The organism is Herbidospora mongoliensis (assembly GCF_001570545.1).
Taxonomy (GTDB): Bacteria; Actinomycetota; Actinomycetes; order Streptosporangiales; family Streptosporangiaceae; genus Herbidospora; species Herbidospora mongoliensis.
Map to the genome: position 1 here is coordinate 426,256 of NZ_BBXD01000014.1, position 20,807 is coordinate 447,062.

The window sequence follows — 20,807 nt, forward strand, 5'->3', positions numbered from 1 at the left end:
ACCTGACATCGAAAATCTGTACTCACTGGAGTAGACATTCGCGGGCGTCGGAGCTAATGTTTCTCACATCGCAAGGACGGATCGACCGGGTGGCGGAAGTACGAGCATCACGATGAACCGCCCGGAGCAACACGAAGTGGATTGACGGCAGAAGGTCGGACGTGACGGGCCACGCAGTAGTAAGGGGCCCGGCCGTGGACGCGCTGCCAGAGGTGAAGTCGCAGTAGTTGTCATGGCAGAAGGTCGGACGACAGGGGCCGGTGCAGTGCTGGGGGCCCTGGTCGTGGACGCGCTGCCGCAGGTGAAGTCGCAGTAGCAGTCATGGCAGAAGGTCGGACGTGAGGGGCCAGTGCGGTGCTGGGGGTCCTGATCGTGGACGCGCTGCCGCAGGTGAAGTCAGACAGAAGTCAGACAGTAGGTCGCGGAGATAGAGACGAAGGGAGTGTTGAACGCCATCAGGATCGCCCGTTGCAGGCTGTGTCTCGCCGCTCGGGTACCGCAGTTCCACAGATAGGCAGGTGGTCTCCGGTCACGCATTTGCGATCCCCGCATCTCCGCCGCACAGCAGGGCGGACGCGGAAAACAGAGAACCGGCCGATGGCCGGTAGATGGTGTTGAACTCTTCGGGGCCCCGGCGCACAGGCGTCGGGGCCCCCTGTGCGTGCAGGGAAAGGAATGTATGGCTCAAACTCGCTCGGCTGCCGGTGGAGACACGCTGACTCCCGGCAGGATCGCGCACACGGCCGGACCCAGGAGCGGGTTGGCGGCCGACGACCGGTTCGAGGATCGGTTCGAGGATCGGTTCGAGGATCGGTTCGACGATGAGGACTACCCCGCCTACAGCATGGGTGCGGCCGCCGAAATGCTTGATGTCACCCCGACGTTCCTGCGGGCGCTGGGCGCCGCCAAGCTGATCGAGCCGTTGCGCTCCAGCGGCGGCCATCGCCGCTACTCCCGTTACCAGTTGCGCCTGGCCTCGCGCGCCCGCGAATTGGTGGACCAGGGCATCGCGGTGGAGGCCGCCTGCCGCATCGTCATCCTGGAAGACCAGCTGGCCGAGGCGCTGCGCATCAACCAGGCCCGTGAACGCCCGGCCGCACACTAGCCACGGCGGGTGGGGGTTGACCTCTTCGGTGATCAGGTCGAACTCCTCCTGGATGCGCTCGTGCGGCCCGTCCTGGTGAGCGGGCGCGCCGGAGTGGCTGGGCAGTCGATGACGACCAGATATGACATGGCCGCAGCCTGCTTGTGCTTCATTCCATGGGGTCATGGCCCGGATGTGAGGCGGGTCAGGAGGCGGTGCTCGTAGACGTAGACCACGGCTTGGACCCGGTCGCGGAGGTCGAGTTTGGCCAGGACCCGGGAGATGTGGGTCTTCACCGTCTGCTCGCCGACGAACAGCACCGCCGCGATCTCCGCATTCGAGCGACCGCGTGCCAGTTCCAGCAGGATCTCCAGTTCGCGGGCGGTCAGGCGCTGCAGTTCCGGTGGCTCGGGAGTGGGGGCCAGCCCGGCGGCGAGGCGGCTGACCAGGCGCTGGGTGACCGAAGGATCGATCAGCGCATCGCCGCGGGCGGCGACCCGGATGGCCCCGAGCAGTTCCTCGGTGGGCATGCTCTTGAGCAGGAAACCGCTGGCTCCGGCTTGCAGCGCCCGGTAGAGGTAGGCGTCGTCGTCGTACGTGGTGAGCAGCAGGATCTTGGTGGCGGAGTTGCCGGCCAGGATCATCTCGGCCGCACCCAGCCCGTCGAGCACGGGCATCCGCACGTCGAGCACGGCGACGTCCGGGGCCAGCCGCAACACGTGGTCGACGGCTGCCCGGCCGTCGCCGACATCGGCCACGCACTGCAGGTCGGGCTGGGTCTCCAGGGCCGCCCGGAACCCGGAGCGGAAGAACTCGTGGTCGTCCGCGAGCAGCACGCTGATGGTCATCGATCTGTCTCCAGGGGGAAGCTCACGCGGGTTGTCCAGGTCAGGCCATCGGGGGCGGGCCCGGACTCGACGCTGCCCGAGTACAGGCCGGCTCGGTGCCGGATGCCGTCCAGTCCGCGCCCGGTGCCCGGGGACGGTGTCGCGACCGCCGGCACCGGGTTGCTGCCGGTGACGACCAGGTGCGTGTCGTCCTGGTCGATGACGAGATCGAGGGTGCCACCCGCGCCGTGGCGAAGGGCATTGGTGAGGATCTCCTGGACGACGCGGTAGGCCGCGACATCCACGGAGTCCGGCAGGCGGGCCGGTTCCAGTCCGCGCACCCGCGTCTGCAGCGGCAGGCCGGCTCGCCGGCTGCCGTTGAGCAGTTCCTCGAGGTTGCGCAGGCCGGGCTGGCGGACCTCGTCGCGGTGGTCGTCGTACAGCAGGTCAAGCATCCGGCGCAGGTCCGACATCGCGGCCAGGCTCGAGGATTCGATCTGTTCCAGAGCGGTTTTCAGCTTCTGCGGACCTGCGCCCGCGGCGAGCCCGAGCCGGGCGGCAGCCGCGTGCACCCCCATGGCGGCGACATGGTGGGAGATGGTGTCGTGCAGGTCGCGGGCGATGGCCCCGCGTTCCTTGGCCACGACCGCGGTCAGGGCCTCGCGGGCCGACTGCCGCTCGGCCTCGGCCCGCCGTTCGACCTCGTCGATGTACCCGCTGCGGGCGGTGGTGTAGCGGCCCATCAGCCACGGCAGGAACGTGTTGCTCACCGTGGTCAGGGTGGTCACCAGGCCGCTGCCGCCGGTGTCGTAGCCCACCACCAGCTGGGCGCCGGTCATGCCGATCACCAGAGCGGCCAGCGCGCCACCGGACTGCCATCCCCGCAGCCAAGCCCCGGCCCGATAGCCCGCCAGGACCAGCCCGGTGGCGTTGCCTGGGCCGCCGTCGCCGACCCCAGTGGCCGAGACCAGCAGCACCGCCACCGCGCAGCGGACCACCCCGTGGGCCAGGGCCACCCACCCGGCGGTCGCGGCCGGTAGGGCCAGGGAAAGATCCACCAGCGCGATCGCCGCCGCGGCCAGCCACAGCGCCGGCACCAGCGGCTGCCCGGAGGCATCCAGGAAGTAGAAGATGGCGCCGTCCACGACCGTGCAGATCAGGGCGATCAGGATCGACTGGTGACGCAGGGAGGCGTTCTCGTCCAGCCCGGTACTGCGCCTCACCGATCCATCCCTTCTAAGCTGTTCCGTCTGGTCCGTACGCACGCCGGGCAGGCCTGGCCGCGGCCAGGCCTGCCGGTGGTGGTGTCAGCGATGGTGTCAGGCCCGACCGGCCACGATGAAGGACAGGATGTCCACCACGCCTTCCGGGGCGGTTCCCGGGGTGTGTCCGACGTTTTTGTACTCCTTGAACGTGGCGCGGGGGAACTGGGCCGCGGCCTGCCGTCCGGCGAGGCTGGTGGTGTTGGCGTCCAGGTCACCGGAGAGCACCAGGACCGGCACGTTCGGCAGCTTGGCCCCACGCGGCAGGGGGGACTTGGCCGTCGGGTCGTTCGGCCAGTTCAGGCAGGCGGCGGTGTCGTAGTCGGCGCGGGTGACCCACGCCTTCGGGCTGAACGGTGCGAAGTCCTTGGCCGACAGGCGGGACTGGACCCGGTCGTAGTCGGCTCGGCGGGTGGACAGGCTGTCGGCGTAGTCGAAGTCGCGGGGGTAGTCGTGGCAGGTGGCGGCCCAGGACAGTGTGTCGGAGTACAGCTCCGAACCCTTGGTGAAGGCTTCGGCCGTCGTGGTGAGGTCGTCGCGGACGAGTTCGCGGAACGGTTCGAGGTTCCCGCGGCGAGCGGCTGCGGCCGCCGAGGCCAGGGCCAGTGCGGTGTCGATGTCGGCCTCGGAGGCGTACACCCCGGCGGCGGTCGACGTCATCCGCCATTCGTCCAGGACGACGTTGTGGGTGGTGCCCGCGTAGGTGACGTCGACCTGGGCCGGGTTGGCTCTCAGCCGCTTGGCCAACGCGGCGATGTCGTTCAGTACCGTGGTGCCCGAGCATTTTTCGGTGCGCTGGCAGACCAGGCGGACGGCCCGCCGGAAGGCGGCGACGTCACCGGTGCCGATCGGGTTGGTGTTCACCGCGTACGCGCCGGCCAGGGAGATGGTGCGGACGCGGGTGGGGTGGCGCTGGGCGTAGACCGGCATCAGGTAGGTGCCGTAGGAGACGCCGACCAGGTCGAGCCGGTCCACGCCGAGCCGGGCCCGCACGGCGTCGATGTCGTCGGCGAACGCGGCCGTGCCGTAGTCGCCGACCCGCTCGCCGAGTTGCTCGCCGCACTCACCGATCATGGCGCGTTGGCGTTCGAGGCCGACGAACGCCCGGTCCGGTCCCGCCAGCGCCGGGCAGGTGATGGCCCCCGAGCGGCCCACCCCGCGGGGGTCGATCAGCAGCAGGTCCCGCCGATCCGACAGCGATGCGAAGCCATCGGCGAACAGCGCACCGGCCAGGTCGATCGCCGAGTCACCCGGACCACCCGGGTTCGGCACGATCGTGCCGAGTCCCGGTTTCGAGGTGTCCGTGTGCGGGATCAGTGCGAAAGCGACCGGGGTGGTGCCCTTGGCGGGGTTGCGGCGATCCAGCGGCAGGGTCAGGACGCCGCATCGAGCCGTCGGCATGGCCTCCAGATCCTTGCACGGCTGCAGCCCGGCGACCGTGGCGGCCGAAGCCGTCATCGCGGGGGCGGCGGTGGCCCGCGTGACCGCCTCGGCGGGGGAGCCGACCGGGGTGAGTGCGGCGACGCTGGCCAGGGCCAGCAGTGCGGAGACGAAAGCGGTCTTCATCGGATGCTCCCTGAGGTCAGACTCGATCGGGCTGATCGTTCTGAGGTCAACGTTAGGAACCCGCACACCCTGCGGTCGTCCCCGACGAGTCCCCCTCCAGGTCCCCCATAAGAGGGAGACGAGGGGTACTTCAGGTGCGGTTCTGCTGCGTGGCGCGGTCTTCGACCTGCCGCTTGAGGCCGGCGTTGAAGGCGGTGTAGCCGTTGTCGCCGCCCTGTTTCATGAAGGGCTGCATCAGGGTCGTCAGGCCGCCGGAGAACTCTTCGTGGTTGGTGAGGTGGGTGGTGCCGTCCGGATTGGCCAGGAGGATGAACGAATGCCGGCCGAGGAACAGCCGCTCGGAGATGAGCGTGCCCGACCACTGCAACTGCTCACCCGGTTCCACGACCGTGACGGTGGGCCTGAAGGAGAAGCCGGGCATCTTCATCGAGAGCCTGTTGCCCACCTGGGCCGTTCCTTCGACACGGGAGAAGTTGCTCCACTCGCCGTAGCGGGGGAAGTCGACCAGGACGTCCCAGACCGCTTCCCTGCCGGCGTTGATGTCGACGCCGGTCTTGATGACGTAGCTCACGATCACACTCCACAACGGTTCAACAGAACTCAGGTCAGTGGGCTGGAATCAGGTCGGGCCACTTCGCTTTCAGGCCCTGGTCGATGAACCCGAGCATCCAGGTGAAGCTGTCATCGACGTCAGTGTTGATCTGGAAACTGCCGATCGCTTCGAGGGCTGAGAATCCGTGCAGCATGCTGCGCAGCATCCGCAGCGCGTGGATCTCCTCGTCGCGGTCCAGCCGGTACCCGTGCAACATGGCCGTCCAGGAGGCGAGGACGCGACCGATGGCCGGGACCAGGGGGTCGTCGGGCCCGGTGATGATGGCGGCGTTGCCGGCGGCATACCGACCGGGGTGCTCGGCCACGTACGTCCGCATCGCGTGCGCCCCGGCGACAAGGGCCTCTTTGCCGGAACGTCCTTGGGTGGCGTCGCGGATGGCGTCGGCGAGTTCGGCCATGGCCAGGACGGCGATCCGGTGGGCGAGGTCGGCCTGGCTCGCGACGTGCTTGTAGAGCGAGGGGGTCTTGACCCCCAGACGCTCGGCCAGCAGGCCCATGCTGAGGTTCTCGAACCCGATCTCGTCGACCAGGGCGGCCCCGGCCTCGGTGACCGACGCCGGGCTCAGCCCGGCCCTAGGCATTGGCCAGGGTCTTGGCCAGGAACGGCAGGGCCAGTGCGAGGACCTTGTCGGGTGTCTGGGCGTGCGGGTAGTGACCGGCGCCCTGGATGACGACCAGTTCCCCGAGACCGGCGGGCAGGTCGGCGATGATCTTCTCACCCTCGGCTCGCGGATCGGCCCAGTCGGGGTCGAGGCTGCCCTGGATGATCAGGACCGGGCAGGTGACGTTGGGTAGCTGGGCGCCGGCGTCGGTCGGCGCGTTCTTGCACATGGCCTGCAGGACCTTCATCCGGCCGGGCTCGCTCATCTTGGTGTCGATGCGGCCCAGCTCGCCGTCCCAGTCGGCGGGCTTGGTGGGGTAGGCCAGGTCGAGGTACTTCTTCCAGGCCGACAGGCTTCCCAGGAGCATGGTCATCCCGAGCTGGGTGGAGCCGGCCCGGTAACGCTTGACCCGCAGCAGACCACCCAGAGGGACCGACTGCTTGCGGGTGAAGGGGGCCAGCTCGATGATGCCGGTGATCACGTCGGGCGCGGTGGCGGCCGCGATGGTCGCCGCCCCGCCGCTGATCGATTGCCCGATGATCACTGCCGGCCCCCCGAGGTGGCGCACGACGGCGACCAGGTCACCGGCGATGTCGGTGCGGGTGTAGCCGTCCCAGCCGAGGCCGGAGTCACCACAGCCGCGGATGTCCACGTTGGCCACCCGGTATCCAGCCGTCACCAGGGCCGGAACGAGAAAACGGTAAGAGTGCCGGCTGTCGCCCATGCCGTGCGCGAGGACGACCAAGGGCCCTTCTCCGGTCACGTCGTAGGCGATGGTGTTGCCGTCGATGCGCAGGTACTCGGGCACGATGTCCTCCATGGACTTGCTAACTTGAATAGCTAAAAGCTAATGGAATTAGCCAACCGAGTCAAGGGGGTGCATGGGTCGACGCAAACGAGGGATTTCCAGAGAACCGCGCCGGACAAGACCGCCAGGCCGGGTGCAGACCTCATGTCAGAGCCGACGATCGACGGACTGGAGTCCGCCCCGCGCCCGGGGTCGCACCGGCGGCCAACAACCCAAGCTCGGCCCCGCCCGGTCCGCCTGGCCCGAGAGAGATGTATGACTCCGGCGACTACACCGTCCAGCAGCGCCCAGAACTGGGTCGACACGGACGAGGACGAAACCGCCGACTGGCTGACCGAGCCTCTACGCTCCTGAGCTCGCGCGTTCGGCGTCAGGAACGAAGGGTGCGCAGGCCGGTGCGGATTTCGCTGACCAGGATGTCGGGCTGTTCCAAGGCCGCGAAGTGCCCGCCCTTGTCGGCCTCGCCGTAGTGGATCAGATTGCTGTAGGTGTCTTCGATCCAGCTTCGTGGCAGGAGTGGGATGTCCCTCGGGAAGACGGTCACCGCGACCGGAAGCGTCAGCTTCGGGCCGGCGAGAGTGCCCGATTTGTTCTCCCAGTAGATGCGGGCGGACGACGCCGCGCTGTTGGTGAACCAGTAGAGGGATATCGCGTCGAGCATGTCGTCCGTGCTGAGGGCGTCCTCGGCGAGCCCGTGGTTGTCGGTCTTGGACTGGAACTTCTCGTAGATCCAGGCTGCCTGACCAGCGGGAGAGTCCGCCAGGGCGAATCCGACAGTCTCCGGCTTCGTGGCCTGAAGGTGGTTGGACCCACCGAGATCGCCGGTGTAGAGGGCGAGGGTCTCCACGGCGTGGCGCTGTTCGGGCGACAGGGTGTCGGGTATCTGCGCGGGGAAGGCGTACTGGGTGTTCAGATGAATTCCGACAAGCCCCTCAGGTTGCATGGCCCCGAGAGCGGTGGTGACGACGGCGCCCCAATCGCCGCCTTGCGCGGCCCATCTGGTGTAGCCGAGACGCTTCATCAGCTCTGCCCACGCGCTTGCGATGCGCGATACGGTCCACCCGGTCTCCGTGGGCTTCTGGGAGAACCCGAACCCGGGGAGCGAGGGGACGACGACGTCGAATGAATCGGCGGCGTCTCCTCCGAACGAGACCGGATCGGTCAGCGGGCCGATCAGTTTCAGGAACTCGACGATCGAGCCCGGCCATCCGTGCGTGAGTATCAGCGGCATCGCGTGGGGATTCTTGGACCTGACGTGGATGAAGTGGATGTCCAGCCCGTCGATCTCGGTCAGGAATTGGGGGAGGCGATTGAGCTCGGACTCGAAGCGCCGCCAGTCGTAGCGGCGCTCCCAGTGGTCGACCAGAGATCTGGCGTTCTCTACGCGAACCCCTTGTGACCAGTCGCCCACCGTTTCCGGATCCGGCCATCGAGTTCTGGCCAGTCGCTGCTTCAGATCGTCGATCTCCGAATCCGGGATCGAGACGGTGAACGGGCGGATGAGGGTCGGTGGCGTCGGTGCGGTCATGGGCTTCTCTTCTCCTGAGCTTCGAAGCACAGCGCAACTTCCGTTGCACACTGGTGTGCAATCTACGTCATTGCACACCAGTGTGCAACAATGGTGTCGTGCCCACCGAGTCCTCCCGCGTGCGCTCGACGAACGAGACACGCGATCGCATCCTCGACGTCGCCCTCGACGTGCTGGGAGACAACCCCGACGCCGGAATGGGCGACATCGCCTCCGCTGCCGACGTCGTCCGCCGCACGGTCTATGGCCATTTCCCCTCGCGCCTCGACCTGGTCCGGACGCTCACGGAACGGGCCGTCACCGAGATGACGGCCGTGCTCGCCGAAGTCAACGCCTCCGACGCGGAAGCGGACGCGACGTGGGTCGAGTTCATCGCCCGCGTCTGGCCGGTGGCGCACCGGTACCGAGTGCTGCTGGCGCTGCGCCGCGGCGAGTACGGGGAGGCGATCCACGGCCTGCTCGGGCCGGTCGATGAGCTTCTCGCCGACCTCGTGAAACGGGGTCAGGACAGGGACGTGTTCGCACAGCACCTGCCGGCGGGCATTCTGAGCCAGCTTGCCTACGGCGTCGTGTTCGCCATCGCGGACAGCGACCTGTCGAACGGGACCCTCGGCGCACGAGCAGCGACGATCACGAGCCTGCTGATGCTGGGAGTTCCCGAGACGCGCGCCATCGCTCTCGTGGGCGGGGGGTCGATTCGCTGGAGGTGATGGGGGTTTCGGACCTGGGGCTCGTTTTTGGTCGTTGATCGGATTGTGGAGCTGGCGGCTCAGTTGCTGGTGGATGCACCGGTCGCGGCGTCGCGGGGTGCGCGAGAGTTGCCCCGGCTGCGCAGGAGCGCGGCGGCGACGGCGAGTTGCCAGATGACGATGGTGTAGACGGAGCCGCGTTCGATCGCACCCGAGGGCAGGCCGGCACCGAAGGTGAGAAAGAGAGCGACTACGGAGACCAGGCCGAATGCTCCGAGGACGATGCTGACGAGGCCGATCAGCCGCGTCTCGGGAGTCTTTCGCCAGTGGATACCCAGGACGAGGGCAAGCACGTTCCCGCCGACGATCGCCAGCGTTGCTCCGGTGAAGTGCAGGGCAAGCGTGCCGCTCTGCTGCGCCTGCAGGGAACCGTGGAAGGTTCCGACGAGGATGTAGCCGATCATGGTCACCACCCCCGTCACTGCGGTGAAGCGGGACCGCCCGCTGATCGTCCGCGACAGCAGCACTGTGGCGATCCCGAAGAGGAGGCCCTGAACGATGAATCCGGAGTTCATGACGGCGTGCAGCGGCGAGTTGAGTTCGCGGCCTTGGAACACGCCGGCCGTCGCGGATCCGAGGTCGCTGATCCAGTTGGTGGCGTAGCTGTAGCGAGGCGATTTCCACGCCGCGGCTGAGATCGCTTCGGCGGCGAGATAGATCGCTGGGCCCAGGAGGAAGGTGGCAGCGGCGAGGGGGCGGAGCGGGTTCATGATGTGTTCCATTTCCGTGTGGGTAACTGATTGGTCGGTCACATGTGAAGGGAGAGGTGTGTCCGGAGGGTGAGTCACGGGGTCCAGGCGAGGCGTTACGAGCTCGACAACTCCTGGGCGAACACCCTCACCCGCGACATCCGCCACCTCGAAACCGCTGCCGAATTAGCCGCGATCATCGTGTGGTCCCAGTCGTCGTTCGAACCAGAGGTGGGCCAGGACGATCAGGGCCAGGTAGACCACGAGCATTCGGCCACTGACGGCGGTGGCGAGCAGGCCGAGCAGCAGTGGGGCCGCGATGCCGGTGGTGACCCGTGAGATCGTCCTCGGCAGGTCGGAGCTGTGGCTGGCGACGCCGGTGACCACGCCGAGGGTGAAGTAAGCCGCAACCGCGCCGCACAGCAGCCAGCGACCTTGCTCGGACAGTGGATCGGAGCCGTGCCTGACCACCAGAGAGAGCGACACGGCGACGGTAGCGATGACGCCGGTGACCAGGCAGTGCAGGCCGAGGGCGGCGCGGGTGGGGATCCGGCCGGCGCGCAGGTGCGGCAGGCCGGCGTATCCGAAGACGACGGACAAGCCGAACATGCCGGCCAGCAGAACGAAGGACGCGATCGCGGTGGCCAGCAGGCCGATGTCGTACCGGGCCCCGCTTGCGGCGGCGACGAACTGCACCACCGATTCGCCCAGCACAATGATCACGAAGAGTCCCAGCCGCTCGGAGAGGTGGGCCTGGTCGACCGATACCCCGTGAATGACCGGTCCCCGGCCGTCGGGACGGACTCCTGATCGTGACTGACGCCGAGTACGTTCTGGCGCGGTGAGGTATGACTGAACCCGCTGGAGGATCCTGCTGCCGGACAGGACCAGGATCAGCAGCAGGTCGAGGCCGATTCCTGCTGCCCAGAGCGCGAGTTTCCAGTGTTCGTCGGCCCAGAGCGACGCGAACCAGGGCAGCAGTCCTACCGAGTACTGCACCACCGGGAAGTCCAGCAATACTGCGCCGCGTTGCCACGACTTGGACCCGTAGACGCGCGTGGCGATGTATGCGATCGCGAAGACGTTGAGCGGACGGACGTCGCTGCCGTGCTCGAGCACAGTGTGCGCCACGCCTGGCACAGACGCGGCCATGACCCCGAGGCCGAACATGCCGACCATCAGCCGCAGCACGCGGGTCCGGCCGGCGGCGACGTTGCTGTACAGCATGAACGTCGTCCAGGACAGCCACAGGGCCAGGAACAGCAGTGCGTAGAGACCGAGCGCCGCGGCGTTCAGTTCGGACCCGAGCACGTGTGCCAGGGCGGCCACGCCGGCCACCGCCACGAGGTCGAAGAAGAGCTCGGCCCAGCTCGCGTGCCGCTCGATCCTGGCGTCTTTGGGCTCTTCGTCGATGTTCACCATAAGTGGCCGCCGGGTGGTGGTGTCCGGGTGATCGTGGGTGCGCGGGTGATGCTGATGTCGGTCCTCCGGGACGATGTGGTCGGGTTCGTCGACGATCCGTCAGCGGGCGAGGGTGCTGCTGCTGGTGGCGGCGTGCAGGCTCTGGTCGAGAACGTTGATCATCCAGGTGAAGCTGTCGTCGACGGATGCGTCGATCTGGAACCCGCCGGCTGCTTCCAGGGTCGAGAACCCGTGCAGGGCGCTGCGGATCATCCGCAGGGCGTGAATCTCCTGGCCGGAGTCCAGGTGGTAGCCGCGCAGCATGGCCGCCCAGGAGGCGACTACCCGCTCGACGGCGGGGATGAGCGGGTCGTCGGGTCCGGTCGGGCGGGCAGCATTGGCGGCCGCGTACCGGCCGGGGTGTTCCCGCACGTAGGTCCGCATCGCCTGCGCGCCGGCGGCGAGGGCATCACTGCCGGCCCGACCCTGGATGGCGTCGCGAATGGCGTCAGCGAACTCGGCCATGGACACGATGGCGATGCGGTGGACCAGATCGGCCTGGCTGGTGACGTGTTTGTAGAGGGCGGGGGTCTTGACTCCGAGCCGTTCGGCGAGCGTGCCCATGCTGAGCTTCTCGAAGCCGACCTCGTCGATCAGGGCGGCGCCGGCCTCGGTGACCGACAGCGGGGTGAGCCGGGCCCTAGGCATTCGCCAGCGTCTTGTCGAGGAAAGGCCGGGCCAGCGCGAGGACTTGATCCGGCGTCTGGACGTGTGCGTAGTGACCGGCACCCTCAATGACGGCGAGCTCGCCGAGGCCCCTGGGCAGATCGGCGATGATCTTCTCGCCCTCGGCGCGGGGGTCGGCCCAGTCGGGGTCGAGGCTGCCCTCGATGACCAGGACCGGGCAGGTGACGTTGGCCAGCTGCGCGCCGGCGTCGGTCGGGCTGGTCTTGCACATGGCCTGTAGGACCTTCATCCGGCCGGGCTCCGTCAGCTTCGCCTCGATACGCGTCAGTTCGGCGTCCCAGTCGGCGGGCTTGACCGGATACGCCGCGTCGAGGTACTTCTTCCAGCTCGCCAGACTTCCCAGGACCATGACCTGTGCCATCTGGCTGTAACCGGTCCGGAAGCGCTTCACCCGCATCAGGCCGCCAAGATCGAAGGGTTGTACGCGGGTGAACGGCGCCAGCTCGATGATGCCGTTGATCAGATCGGGCGCGGTGGCTGCCGCGATGGTCGCCGCGCCGCCGCTGATCGACTGGCCGATGATCACGGCGGGGCCGCCGAGGTGGCGCACGACGGCGATGAGGTCGCCCGCGATGTCGGTGCGGCTGTAGCCGTCCCAGCCCAGGCTGGAGTCGCCGCAGCCGCGGATGTCGACGTTGGCGACCCGGTACCCGGCGCCGGCCAGGGCCGGAGCGAGGAAACGATAGGAGTGCCGACTGTCGCCGATACCGTGCGCCAGGACGACGAGAGGGCCCCGCCCGGACACCTCATAGGCGAGGTTGTTACCGGCGATTCTCAAGTACTCGGTCATGACGACCTCCACAAGATTGGTTAACGGCGCTATCTGTAGGTTAACGGCGTTAACTTCATGCGTCAAGCGATCTTCCTGGAGGGCAAAGTAGCTCTGTGTGACGGCGGTAACGGCGGGTGATTCGCAGAAACGGGACCCATTCTCAGAGCAAGATCAGCACGCGGGTGCGCGGGTCAAGCGTGCAGGGCAGATTGCGCCGCCACGAGCCCGGCGTATTTGCCCGGTACGGAGATGAGCTCGTCGTGCGTCCCCCGCTGCACGATCCTGCCCTTGTCGAGCACGAGGATCACGTCGGCGTCGCGGACCGTGCTCAAGCGGTGGGCGATGACGATCCGGGTCTGCGGCACCCGGGCCAGGTTGGCCTCGATGAGACTCTCGGTCTTACTGTCGAGGTTGCTGGTGGCCTCGTCGAGCAGCAGCACCTTCGGCCGGGACAGGACCGCGCGGGCCAGGGCGACACGCTGGCGCTGGCCGCCGGACAACCCGCCGCCCTCGGTCAGCATGGTCTCGTAGTTCATCGGCATCGCCATGATCTCCTCGTGCAGCGCGGCCATCTCGGCCGACGCGACGATGCGGTCGATCGCCGCGTCCGGGGCGTTGAGGGCGATGTTGTCCCGGATCGTTCCGCTGAACAGCGACGGGTCCTGGGTGACGACGCCGAACTGGCGGCGCAGTGAACGCAGGTTGAGCTCGGCCGAGGGAACGCCGTCGTAGCGGATCTCGCCCTCGATCGGAGTGTGCAGAGCCAGCAGAAGCCGAGCCAGGGTGCTTTTCCCAGATCCCGAAGCGCCCACCAAGGCCACCTTCTGGCCGGGATGGATCGACACCGTGACGTTCCGGACCGTCCACTGTCCGCGCGGATCGTGCCGGAAGCCGACGTCACGCAGTTCGATGGCGCCGCGCAGACGCAGCACCTCGATGCCCTGGCTGGGTTCCGGGGTGCTGATGAGGATGTCGGAGAGCCGGTCGAAGTGGGCGCCCGCGAGCTGGAAGCTCTGCAGGCTCGTCATCAGGGACCCGAGCGGGGTGAGCGTGGCCAGTGCGATCGCGTTGAGCGCGACCAGAGCACCGATGGAGATCTCGCCGTCGAGCACTCGCCAGGCGCCGATCCAGAGCAGCCCGAGGGGGGTGATCACGTGGATCGCCGCCACGAAGGAGTCGAGCAGACCGTGGGTGAGGCCGACCTTCCGGTCGGCTTCGAGCTGTTCGGCGAAGTGCTCGGACCACTGTTTCATGGCGCGGCGCTCGGCCCCGGACGCCTTCAGCGTCTCGATGCCGCTGAGCGTCTGGATGAGGGTGCCCTGCGACTTCGACATCGCGGCCAGTTCCTGCTGGTTGAGCTGGTTGACCCGGCGGGAGGTGGCCAGCAGGAGCAGCGACTGGACCAGCACCACGCCGGTCAGCGCCGCCCCGAAGACCGGGTCGCGGACGTACACGATCACCAGGTAGCCGACGGCGAGCGGGCCGTCGAGGATGGCGGTGACGATCTGCCCGGTCAGCAGTTCCCGCAGCATCGTCACGCTGGAGGCGCGGGTGACCAGGTCACCGGTGCCGCGCTGGGTGAAGTAGGTGTAGGGGAGTGCCACCAGATGCCGGACTACGCCCTCGCTGAGCTCCTGGTCGGCGCTGGCCCGTACGGTCACCATCAGAGCGGCCCGAAGATATCCCAGCACGAACTGGGCCGCGCCCGCGATCAGCACCGCGATCCCCAGCAGCGGCAGCAGGTCGACGGCGCGATGCGGCAGGACGGTGTCGAGCAGGATCTCGGAGAAGAACGGCAGCGCGAGGCCGAGGAGCTGCAGCAGCAGCGACGCCGCGATGACCTGCGCGAGCAACCCGCGCCGCCGCTGCAGCAGGGTGCGCAGGAATTCCCGCCGCCACGCGCTCGCCATCGATGACGAGCCGCGTCGGAACCCCGCGCCCGGTTCGAAGGCGAGCAGCACCCCGGAGAACCCGGCCGCGAACTCCTGGCGGGTGAGCCGGCGGCGGCCGGAGCCTGGGTCGATGATCTCGACCCGGTCGACGGCCCAGCGTTCGACCACCACGAAGTGGTTGGTCTCCCAGTGGACGATCGCCGGAAGCGGCACCCGGGCGAGGTCTTCCGGAGCGAGTTGGAAGGCCCTCGCCGTCAGCCCGTACTCCCGCGCGCCCGTCACGAGCGCGCGGGCGCTGAGGCCGTCGCGGCCGACGCCGAGCCGCTGCGACAGTTCGGTGACGGTCGTGCGGTGACCGTGGTGGTGCAGCACCATCGTCAGGCACGCCGACCCGCATTCGGCCTGCGCGTTCTGCAGCACGGCCTTCATGCGTCTCACCGGGCACCGGCGATCAGCGCGACGACCGTGAGACCCGCGGAGGCGAGGACCGCCACCACGAGCCAGAGCAGCAGGAACGCATGCGGCTTCACGGCCGTACCGGATGGCAGCGGCCTTGGCGCGCGCAGCGAATCATCATGCCGTTACCTTTTTTCGATCTTGAAGGTGATGCGTGTCCAAGCCCGGCCGTGATCGGGTCTCAGAGCCAGTGCCACCTGATGTCCGCCGCGGCCCGCCGTTCGGCCATGAACGCTGTGAAGCCCGCCCGGCCGGCGGCGGCCAGCGTCGCCGGGTCGTCGGGATCGGCCGGGCGGCGTTCCCGGATCTCGCCCACCAGATGGTGGCGGCCGTAGGGCACCGGCCCGACGGTCTGGCCCGCGGCGGCCTGCCGGAGCGGTTCGGGAAGTTCGCGCGCCACCCGGACCGCCGAGGTCACCTCGACGCCGTCGGCGGGCCGGGCAGTGAGCGGTCCGGCGCAGAGCTCCTGTTCCGGGCCGGTCGCCCACACCGCCCAGACCTGGTCGAACTCGCCGGGGTGCCGGTCCAGATAGTCGCGTGCGGTCTCCCGTTCCACACGTGCGCGAACCCGCTGCCGCAGCGCCATGCCCGTGATGTGGTTGTCGTACGCCTCCAGTGTCAGCCCCACGTTCTCCAGCCAGCGCATCATCGCGTCGCGGGTGAGCAGGCCACGTCGGAGCCGATAGCCGTCGGAGGCCTCCTGGATCTCCTGCGCGGTCGCCTTCCCGGTCTCCTGGCCGATCAGCTCCTCCAGCAGGCAGTGGTCGATCAGCTCCTCCTGGATCGAGGGATCGCCCTCGGCCCGGGTGCGCAGCGTCAGCAGGGCGTTCTGAACCAGCACCTCATGGTCGCCGATGGAGAGCACCCGCCCGGAGGCGAAGTGAGTGGAGTGATCGACCGTCCACGGCACGCCGTCGCCGGTCGGCGCGGTCAGCGCCACGTCCCAGCCGTCGGGATGGGCCAGCACCAGGTCGTAGTCGACGATCGGGCTGCCAGGGCGGACGTCGGTGACGAGCTGGGCCTTGGTCTGCGGGCGGTCGGCGCGCCAGGCGGCGACCGCGCGACGGGCGGCCGGGACCCCCTCGCGGGTCCGCGGTAGGCCGCGCAGCAGTTCGACGGCATCGGCCAGGGTGTCGGCGAAAGTGTTCACAGTGATTCCACGGGTTCGGCGGCGACCAGCCAGTCGGCGATCGCATCGGAAATGGGCAGGCCGGTGGAGGCCTCGATCCAGCCCCACTGACCCGAGGGGTTGATCTCCAGGTAGACGTACTCGCCCTCGGGGGTCAGGATCAGGTCGATGCAGCCGTAGGGCAGGCCGAGCGCGGCGGTCAGCGCCAGGCAGCGTTTCTCGACGTCGGCCGGAAGCCGATGGATCCCGTATTTGGAGAACGTCTGCTCGTAGTGGCGGTAGTCGTACTTCGTCGCCCGCGAGCCCTGCGAATGGATCTCGGCCGCGAACACCTGCTCGCCGACGACGGTGACCCGCAGTTCGATCGACTTCTCTACGTACGGTTGCAGGATCGCCGGCGAGAGGTCCAGGCGGCTCCGGTCGGTGAGATGCCGCCGGGTGACCGGAGTCGAGTAGAAGACGTGTTCGGCGCCCTCGACCTGGAACCCGACGAACTCCACCTCTTTGGCGATCAACCGGCCGCCGGCCTTCTCCCAGAACGGGATGAGTTCCTCGGCGTCGTTCGTGATGAGCGTCTCGGGGGTGATGAACCCGAGCTTGGCCGCCGCGGCGAGGTTGAGCAGCTTGTTCTGGAGGCGCAGCAGGTCCCAGCTCCGGCCGGGGAACCAGCGCGAGTCGAGGGTGTCCTCCCAGCCGTACAGGAAGATCCCCGCGAGCTTCTCCACGTATTTCCGGTGGCTCGGGTCGATGACCGCGGCGGGTGCGCGTGGATTCGACGGCCGCCGGTTCCACACGGCGGTGAAGGCCGTGGTGTCGTATTCGCGCCCGCCGGTCCGCAGGAGGTGCTGCCAGCCGCCGCCGTCGCTCAGCCGGGAGACGAAACGGCTCTCCGCCGGGAACTCACCCGAATCCCACCACAGGAATTCGGCGCCACGCGCGGTGAGCTTCGGGGCGACCAGGTCCACCGACCTGTCGTCGGAGGCGCTCAGAATCAGAATCAACGTCAATCCCCCAGGCATGGACGGGGCGTGGCCGGGGAACTCCGGCCACGCCGTCAGGAACCCTTAGCGGGGGACCTTGTGGTCGATCGGGTCCGACTTGCCGCCATAAAGCGAGGAGGCGAGCCAGATGCAGAGCTCGCCGTAGTTCTCGCGCGGCTGGCCTCCGATGACGTCGTCGAGCGCGTCGTCCGGAAGCGCGGACATGCCAAGGTCTTCGATGCGAGCAGACACGTCGCATCTCCTTTCCATGTGGAAACGAAACGTGTCCGAGCCTGACGTGATCTTCTTGTGAGCTGGTTGCGCCTGGGTTGTGGGACCCACGCCTGTTCACCAGCGAGGCGTGGCTAAGGCGGCAATCACGTCTGGATTGGGGATGTTGCCGCCTACAGCTACCGCTGTGTGGCCTGCGATATCCGTAAACCGGAAGATCCGTCGGTGTGCCGGTCGGCGCGGTCGTTCATCTCACCGGCCTCATCGTCGCAAGGTGCGGTTGTCCATGAGGGTTGCCGCCATTGCCGCAGGTCGTCCCTGCATGTCCTACCCCGCCATAGATGGGTGGTGGACCTCATGGTGGTGAGTCGGTAGCGCCGTGCAAAATAGGGCGAAAGCTACAAAACGCCAGATGGGGGACGTGATGGTCGTGATCGCTGACGGTCTGCAGGCTTACGCGCCGCCTGGCCCGCCCCTCGCCTGGGCTGTCGCGGCAGTGCTGGTTCTGGCGGTGCTCGCGGTCGGCGCCTTCCGGGTCGTCTCAGAGGATGAGCGTCTGGTGGTGTTCCGGTTCGGCCGCCTTGCCGCGGTGAAGGGCCCGGGTCTCGCCGTCGTGTTGCCGGGTGTCGATCGCGTGGTACGGGTCCCGCTGGACACGACCTATGTCGATCTTCTCTGGCTTGACGCCGTCACCAGGGATGGCGTGGCGGTGACGGTCAACGGTGCCGCGCTGGCCTCTGTGGGGGATCCGGTCTCCTACGCCCTGAGCAGGAACTCGCCGAACTCTGCCACGCTGGCCGTGGCGGAGACGGAAATCCGCGGCTACGTCGCCGAACGCGACCTCGCGGAGCTGTCGGAGCCGTCCGAAGGCGATCTGTGTCATCTGTCGGCCAAGGTCAGCGACCGCACCCGCGACTGGGGCGTGGACGTCACGCTCATCGAGTTCTCTCGCGTGGAGGTACGGCTCAAAGCGGATCTGATCCGCTGGGCGGAAGGATTCGCGGACCGCGCCCGGAAGGCGGCCAGGTGAAGGGGACGGAACCATGATCGTGGCTCGCCCCCGCTTCTGCCGTCTTCCGGTGGCATCCCTGCAAGAGGCTGACCGAACCGGGAGCTAGATGACGGGGAGTTCGCCGCCGTCGACTGTCAGGCTTACTCCGGTGACCCACTGAGCCCGGTCCGATGCGAGGTAGGCGACGGCCTCGGCGATGTCGCGGGGGTCTCCGGGACGACCCAGAGGGATGCCCGCTGTGGTGGCGGCGAGCGGGACGTCCATCGCGTCGGCGAAGTTCTGGCGGATCGCGTCGGCGCCCGGGGTGAGCACGTTGCCGGGGATGATCGTGGTGACGCGGATTCCGGCGGGCGCGAGCTCGGAAGCGAGCGCTTTGCTGTAGGTGTTGAGGGCGGCCTTGGCGGCAGCGTAGTGAGCCAATGGCGGCGCGGGCGTGAGGGCCGCTCCCGATGAGATGTTGACGATCACGCTGCCCGGCCCGGCCTCGCGCAGCGCCGGCAGCAGCGCGTTGTTGACCCTCACTGCGGACAGGTAGTTGAGGTCGAGTGCGTCGAGCCATTCCTCATCGGGGATGGATGAGATGCCCCCGATGTGGGCGCGTGCCGCCGCCGCGTTGTTGACCACGATGTCGACGCCGCCGAGCTCGTCGAGCGCTGCCGCGGCGAATGCCTGCACCCCCGCGAGGGTGCCGATGTCGCCCTGGATGAAGGTGGCGGCCTTCGGCGTCTCGTCGGTGGCGTGACGCGCGGTGGTGACGACGGTCGCGCCGCCGTCGAGCAGCCGCTGCACGATGGCCGCGCCGATCCCGCGAGTGCCTCCTGTGACGATCGCGCGCTTTCCTGCGAACTCAGTGATGTCGGGTGACGTGCTAGTTCTGAACATACGGTCCAATATAACAGGTTATGGACCGAATGTTCAGAACGGCGTATCCTGGGGGAATGGGGCGGCCACGGAAGTTCAGCGAGCAGGACGTCCTGGCCGCTGCACGCCGGCAGTTCAATGAAACCGGCTACCACGGCACCTCGGTCGACGATCTCTCCCGCGCGACAGGGCTCAGCAAGGGCAGTCTCTACGGCGCCTTCGGCGACAAGGAGGCCCTGTTCCAGCGAATATTCGAGGAGTACTGCGCGAACTCCGACGAGAGCGCCGCCGCCCTGCTCGAAGGCCCGGAGGACCAGGCCCTCGACCGCCTCCGCGCATGGCTGACGTCGCCGGACGACCACACCGGTCGGCCTGGCTGCCTGCTGGCCAAGGCCACGGCCGAACTGGCGTCGGAGAACGACGCCATCGCGACCAGGTCACTCGCGGCGTACGAAGTACTGCTCGACAGCTGCCGCCGGCTTGTCGAGCAGGCGCAGCGCGCCGGGCACCTGGATCCGGCCGCCGACGCTGAGGCGCTCGGCGGACTGATCCTCACCACGCATCGCGGACTCGAAGCCCTCGCCAAGGCAGGCGTCGACGCGAAGACCAGGAACCGAATCGCCGACGCCGCGATCGACAGCATCGCACTGCCGGTTTCTTGACCCTGGAGCCGGCGGTTCCCGTCTGCGGCGGGCGCTGTGTGACCGCGCCACCGTGTGGGACCTCACCCACCAACGTCTGGCTTCACCCCACACTCCGCGCCGGCCTTCGGAAAGGACGAGCCCGGGCGTGCGCGCCGACCTTGCCGCCGCACCCGCCCGGTAGCCCCCGGTCAGCCCGTGACGGTGGCGGAGACGGTGCCGATCGCCGCGTTGCCGGGATTGACGTGGACGGTGTAGGTGCCGGTCGCCGGAAGGGTGAGGTTGGTGAACGTGGGGGTGGCGCTGGAAGTGTTCGAACTGGCCAGCGTCGTGCCGTCAGGTCTGCGGATAGTGAAGGTGGTCAGGCCGAAAGTGTTGCCCGTCAGCCTGACCGTGATGACCTGGGCCTGCGTGCCGGAGAAGGCGAAGCTGGCGTTCTGGCCGGCGCCGGTAGTGGTGACAGAGCCTGCGGCGCCGTTGATGGTGAGGGCGGTGGTGACGTCAGCGGGGACTTCGGTGACGCGTACGGTCAGGGCGCCGGTGTAGGCCGACTGCCCGTCGAGGAGGATCGTGTAGGCGCCGGTCACCGGAAGGACCGTGGTGTCCCAGAGACAGGATGCGGCACAGTACTGACTTTCCTTCAGGATGGCGCCGTCGGGTTTGCGCACCAAGACCTTCGCGCCGAGGCTGCTGCCGAAGGTCCCGCCGGTGAAGTTGAAGAACACCCGCTGGTTCGCCGTGCCGTCGAAGGTCCAGATTCCGTTTTGGCCGGGCGAGGCGATGGTGATCGTCGTGGCGGGCCCGCCGACGGTCACGTTCTGGGTGACGTAGCCGACGTCGAACTTCCCGGTCATCGCGCCGGTACTGGCGCCCTGGGGGACCAAAGCGACGGTGTAGACGCCGTCCACGGGAAGGGTGGCCGGGGGAAGCGAACATGCGGTGCTGCAGTATTCCGAGG

21 protein-coding genes are annotated in these 20,807 nt (G+C 68.1%); 4 read left to right on the forward strand and 17 right to left on the reverse strand.

What is annotated here, in order from left to right:
* The first annotated feature begins 844 nt into the window (after positions 1–844).
* Complete coding sequence (locus tag AW272_RS44230; RefSeq protein WP_066367942.1) at positions 845–1,105, forward strand: MerR family transcriptional regulator; 261 nt, start codon at positions 845–847, stop codon at positions 1,103–1,105.
* Between the two features lie 161 nt (positions 1,106–1,266).
* Here the strand turns inward: AW272_RS44230 and AW272_RS20895 are convergent, their stop codons facing one another.
* The 7 genes from AW272_RS20895 to AW272_RS20925 all read right to left on the reverse strand — a co-directional run bounded on the left by AW272_RS20895 (position 1,267) and on the right by AW272_RS20925 (position 8,289).
* Positions 1,267–1,932, reverse strand: coding sequence for a response regulator (locus tag AW272_RS20895; protein ID WP_066367696.1), 666 nt, complete (start codon positions 1,930–1,932; stop codon positions 1,267–1,269).
* Positions 1,929–3,134 (reverse strand): sensor histidine kinase, encoded by a 1,206-nt coding sequence (locus tag AW272_RS20900; RefSeq protein WP_066367698.1) that lies wholly within the window; start codon positions 3,132–3,134, stop codon positions 1,929–1,931. Before AW272_RS20900 ends, AW272_RS20895 begins: the two co-directional genes overlap by 4 nt.
* Before the next feature lie 96 nt (positions 3,135–3,230).
* On the reverse strand, positions 3,231–4,739 hold the full coding sequence (locus AW272_RS20905; protein WP_066367700.1) for an alpha/beta hydrolase: 1,509 nt from the start codon (positions 4,737–4,739) through the stop codon (positions 3,231–3,233).
* Positions 4,740–4,869: 130 nt separating this feature from the next.
* Positions 4,870–5,310 (reverse strand): SRPBCC domain-containing protein, encoded by a 441-nt coding sequence (locus AW272_RS20910; RefSeq protein ID WP_169807585.1) that lies wholly within the window; start codon positions 5,308–5,310, stop codon positions 4,870–4,872.
* A 34-nt stretch (positions 5,311–5,344) separates the two neighbouring features.
* A complete protein-coding gene (locus tag AW272_RS20915; RefSeq protein WP_066367705.1) occupies positions 5,345–5,932 on the reverse strand; it encodes a TetR/AcrR family transcriptional regulator in 588 nt (195 codons plus the stop codon).
* The gene (locus tag AW272_RS20920; protein WP_066367944.1) at positions 5,925–6,761 is read right to left on the reverse strand and encodes an alpha/beta fold hydrolase; all 837 of its coding nucleotides are present in this window, start codon (positions 6,759–6,761) and stop codon (positions 5,925–5,927) included. Before AW272_RS20920 ends, AW272_RS20915 begins: the two co-directional genes overlap by 8 nt.
* Positions 6,762–7,131: 370 nt before the next feature.
* Positions 7,132–8,289, reverse strand: a complete 1,158-nt coding sequence (locus tag AW272_RS20925) for an epoxide hydrolase family protein (protein WP_066367707.1) — start codon at positions 8,287–8,289, stop codon at positions 7,132–7,134.
* A 98-nt stretch (positions 8,290–8,387) separates the two neighbouring features.
* Between AW272_RS20925 and AW272_RS20930 the strand changes: the two genes are divergently transcribed.
* Positions 8,388–8,999, forward strand: a complete 612-nt coding sequence (locus tag AW272_RS20930) for a TetR/AcrR family transcriptional regulator (RefSeq protein ID WP_066367709.1) — start codon at positions 8,388–8,390, stop codon at positions 8,997–8,999.
* A gap of 59 nt (positions 9,000–9,058) precedes the next feature.
* Here the strand turns inward: AW272_RS20930 and AW272_RS20935 are convergent, their stop codons facing one another.
* The 8 genes from AW272_RS20935 to AW272_RS42205 all read right to left on the reverse strand — a co-directional run bounded on the left by AW272_RS20935 (position 9,059) and on the right by AW272_RS42205 (position 17,356).
* A complete protein-coding gene (locus AW272_RS20935; protein WP_066367711.1) occupies positions 9,059–9,760 on the reverse strand; it encodes a DUF998 domain-containing protein in 702 nt (233 codons plus the stop codon).
* A 153-nt stretch (positions 9,761–9,913) separates the two neighbouring features.
* Positions 9,914–11,149, reverse strand: a complete 1,236-nt coding sequence (locus AW272_RS20940) for a low temperature requirement protein A (RefSeq protein WP_066367713.1) — start codon at positions 11,147–11,149, stop codon at positions 9,914–9,916.
* A gap of 99 nt (positions 11,150–11,248) precedes the next feature.
* The gene (locus AW272_RS20945) at positions 11,249–11,836 is read right to left on the reverse strand and encodes a TetR/AcrR family transcriptional regulator (RefSeq protein WP_066367717.1); all 588 of its coding nucleotides are present in this window, start codon (positions 11,834–11,836) and stop codon (positions 11,249–11,251) included.
* Positions 11,829–12,665: an alpha/beta fold hydrolase gene (locus tag AW272_RS20950; RefSeq protein ID WP_066367947.1), complete on the reverse strand. Its 837-nt coding sequence runs from the start codon at positions 12,663–12,665 to the stop codon at positions 11,829–11,831. Before AW272_RS20950 ends, AW272_RS20945 begins: the two co-directional genes overlap by 8 nt.
* Positions 12,666–12,838: 173 nt before the next feature.
* Positions 12,839–14,968, reverse strand: a complete 2,130-nt coding sequence (locus tag AW272_RS20955) for a peptidase domain-containing ABC transporter (protein WP_066367718.1) — start codon at positions 14,966–14,968, stop codon at positions 12,839–12,841.
* 208 nt (positions 14,969–15,176) lie between these two features.
* A complete protein-coding gene (locus AW272_RS42195) occupies positions 15,177–16,145 on the reverse strand; it encodes a hypothetical protein (RefSeq protein ID WP_066367719.1) in 969 nt (322 codons plus the stop codon).
* Positions 16,142–17,125 (reverse strand): MvdC/MvdD family ATP grasp protein, encoded by a 984-nt coding sequence (locus AW272_RS42200; RefSeq protein WP_157518678.1) that lies wholly within the window; start codon positions 17,123–17,125, stop codon positions 16,142–16,144. Before AW272_RS42200 ends, AW272_RS42195 begins: the two co-directional genes overlap by 4 nt.
* A 63-nt stretch (positions 17,126–17,188) precedes the next feature.
* Entirely contained in the window at positions 17,189–17,356 is a 168-nt protein-coding gene (locus tag AW272_RS42205; protein ID WP_157518679.1) for a hypothetical protein, read from the reverse strand.
* A gap of 391 nt (positions 17,357–17,747) precedes the next feature.
* On the opposite strand from AW272_RS42205, the gene AW272_RS20970 reads away from it, so the two are divergent.
* Positions 17,748–18,365: an SPFH domain-containing protein gene (locus tag AW272_RS20970; RefSeq protein WP_066367722.1), complete on the forward strand. Its 618-nt coding sequence runs from the start codon at positions 17,748–17,750 to the stop codon at positions 18,363–18,365.
* 84 nt (positions 18,366–18,449) lie between these two features.
* On the opposite strand, the gene AW272_RS20975 is transcribed toward AW272_RS20970, so the two are convergent.
* Positions 18,450–19,229: an oxidoreductase gene (locus AW272_RS20975; protein ID WP_066367725.1), complete on the reverse strand. Its 780-nt coding sequence runs from the start codon at positions 19,227–19,229 to the stop codon at positions 18,450–18,452.
* Between the two features lie 56 nt (positions 19,230–19,285).
* Here AW272_RS20975 and AW272_RS20980 point away from each other — a divergent pair, with 56 nt between their 5' ends.
* A complete protein-coding gene (locus AW272_RS20980) occupies positions 19,286–19,870 on the forward strand; it encodes a TetR/AcrR family transcriptional regulator (RefSeq protein ID WP_066367726.1) in 585 nt (194 codons plus the stop codon).
* Positions 19,871–20,040: 170 nt separating this feature from the next.
* Here the strand turns inward: AW272_RS20980 and AW272_RS45645 are convergent.
* The coding region (locus AW272_RS45645) for a pre-peptidase C-terminal domain-containing protein (RefSeq protein ID WP_218010988.1) at positions 20,041–20,807 on the reverse strand (767 nt) is incomplete at its 5' end.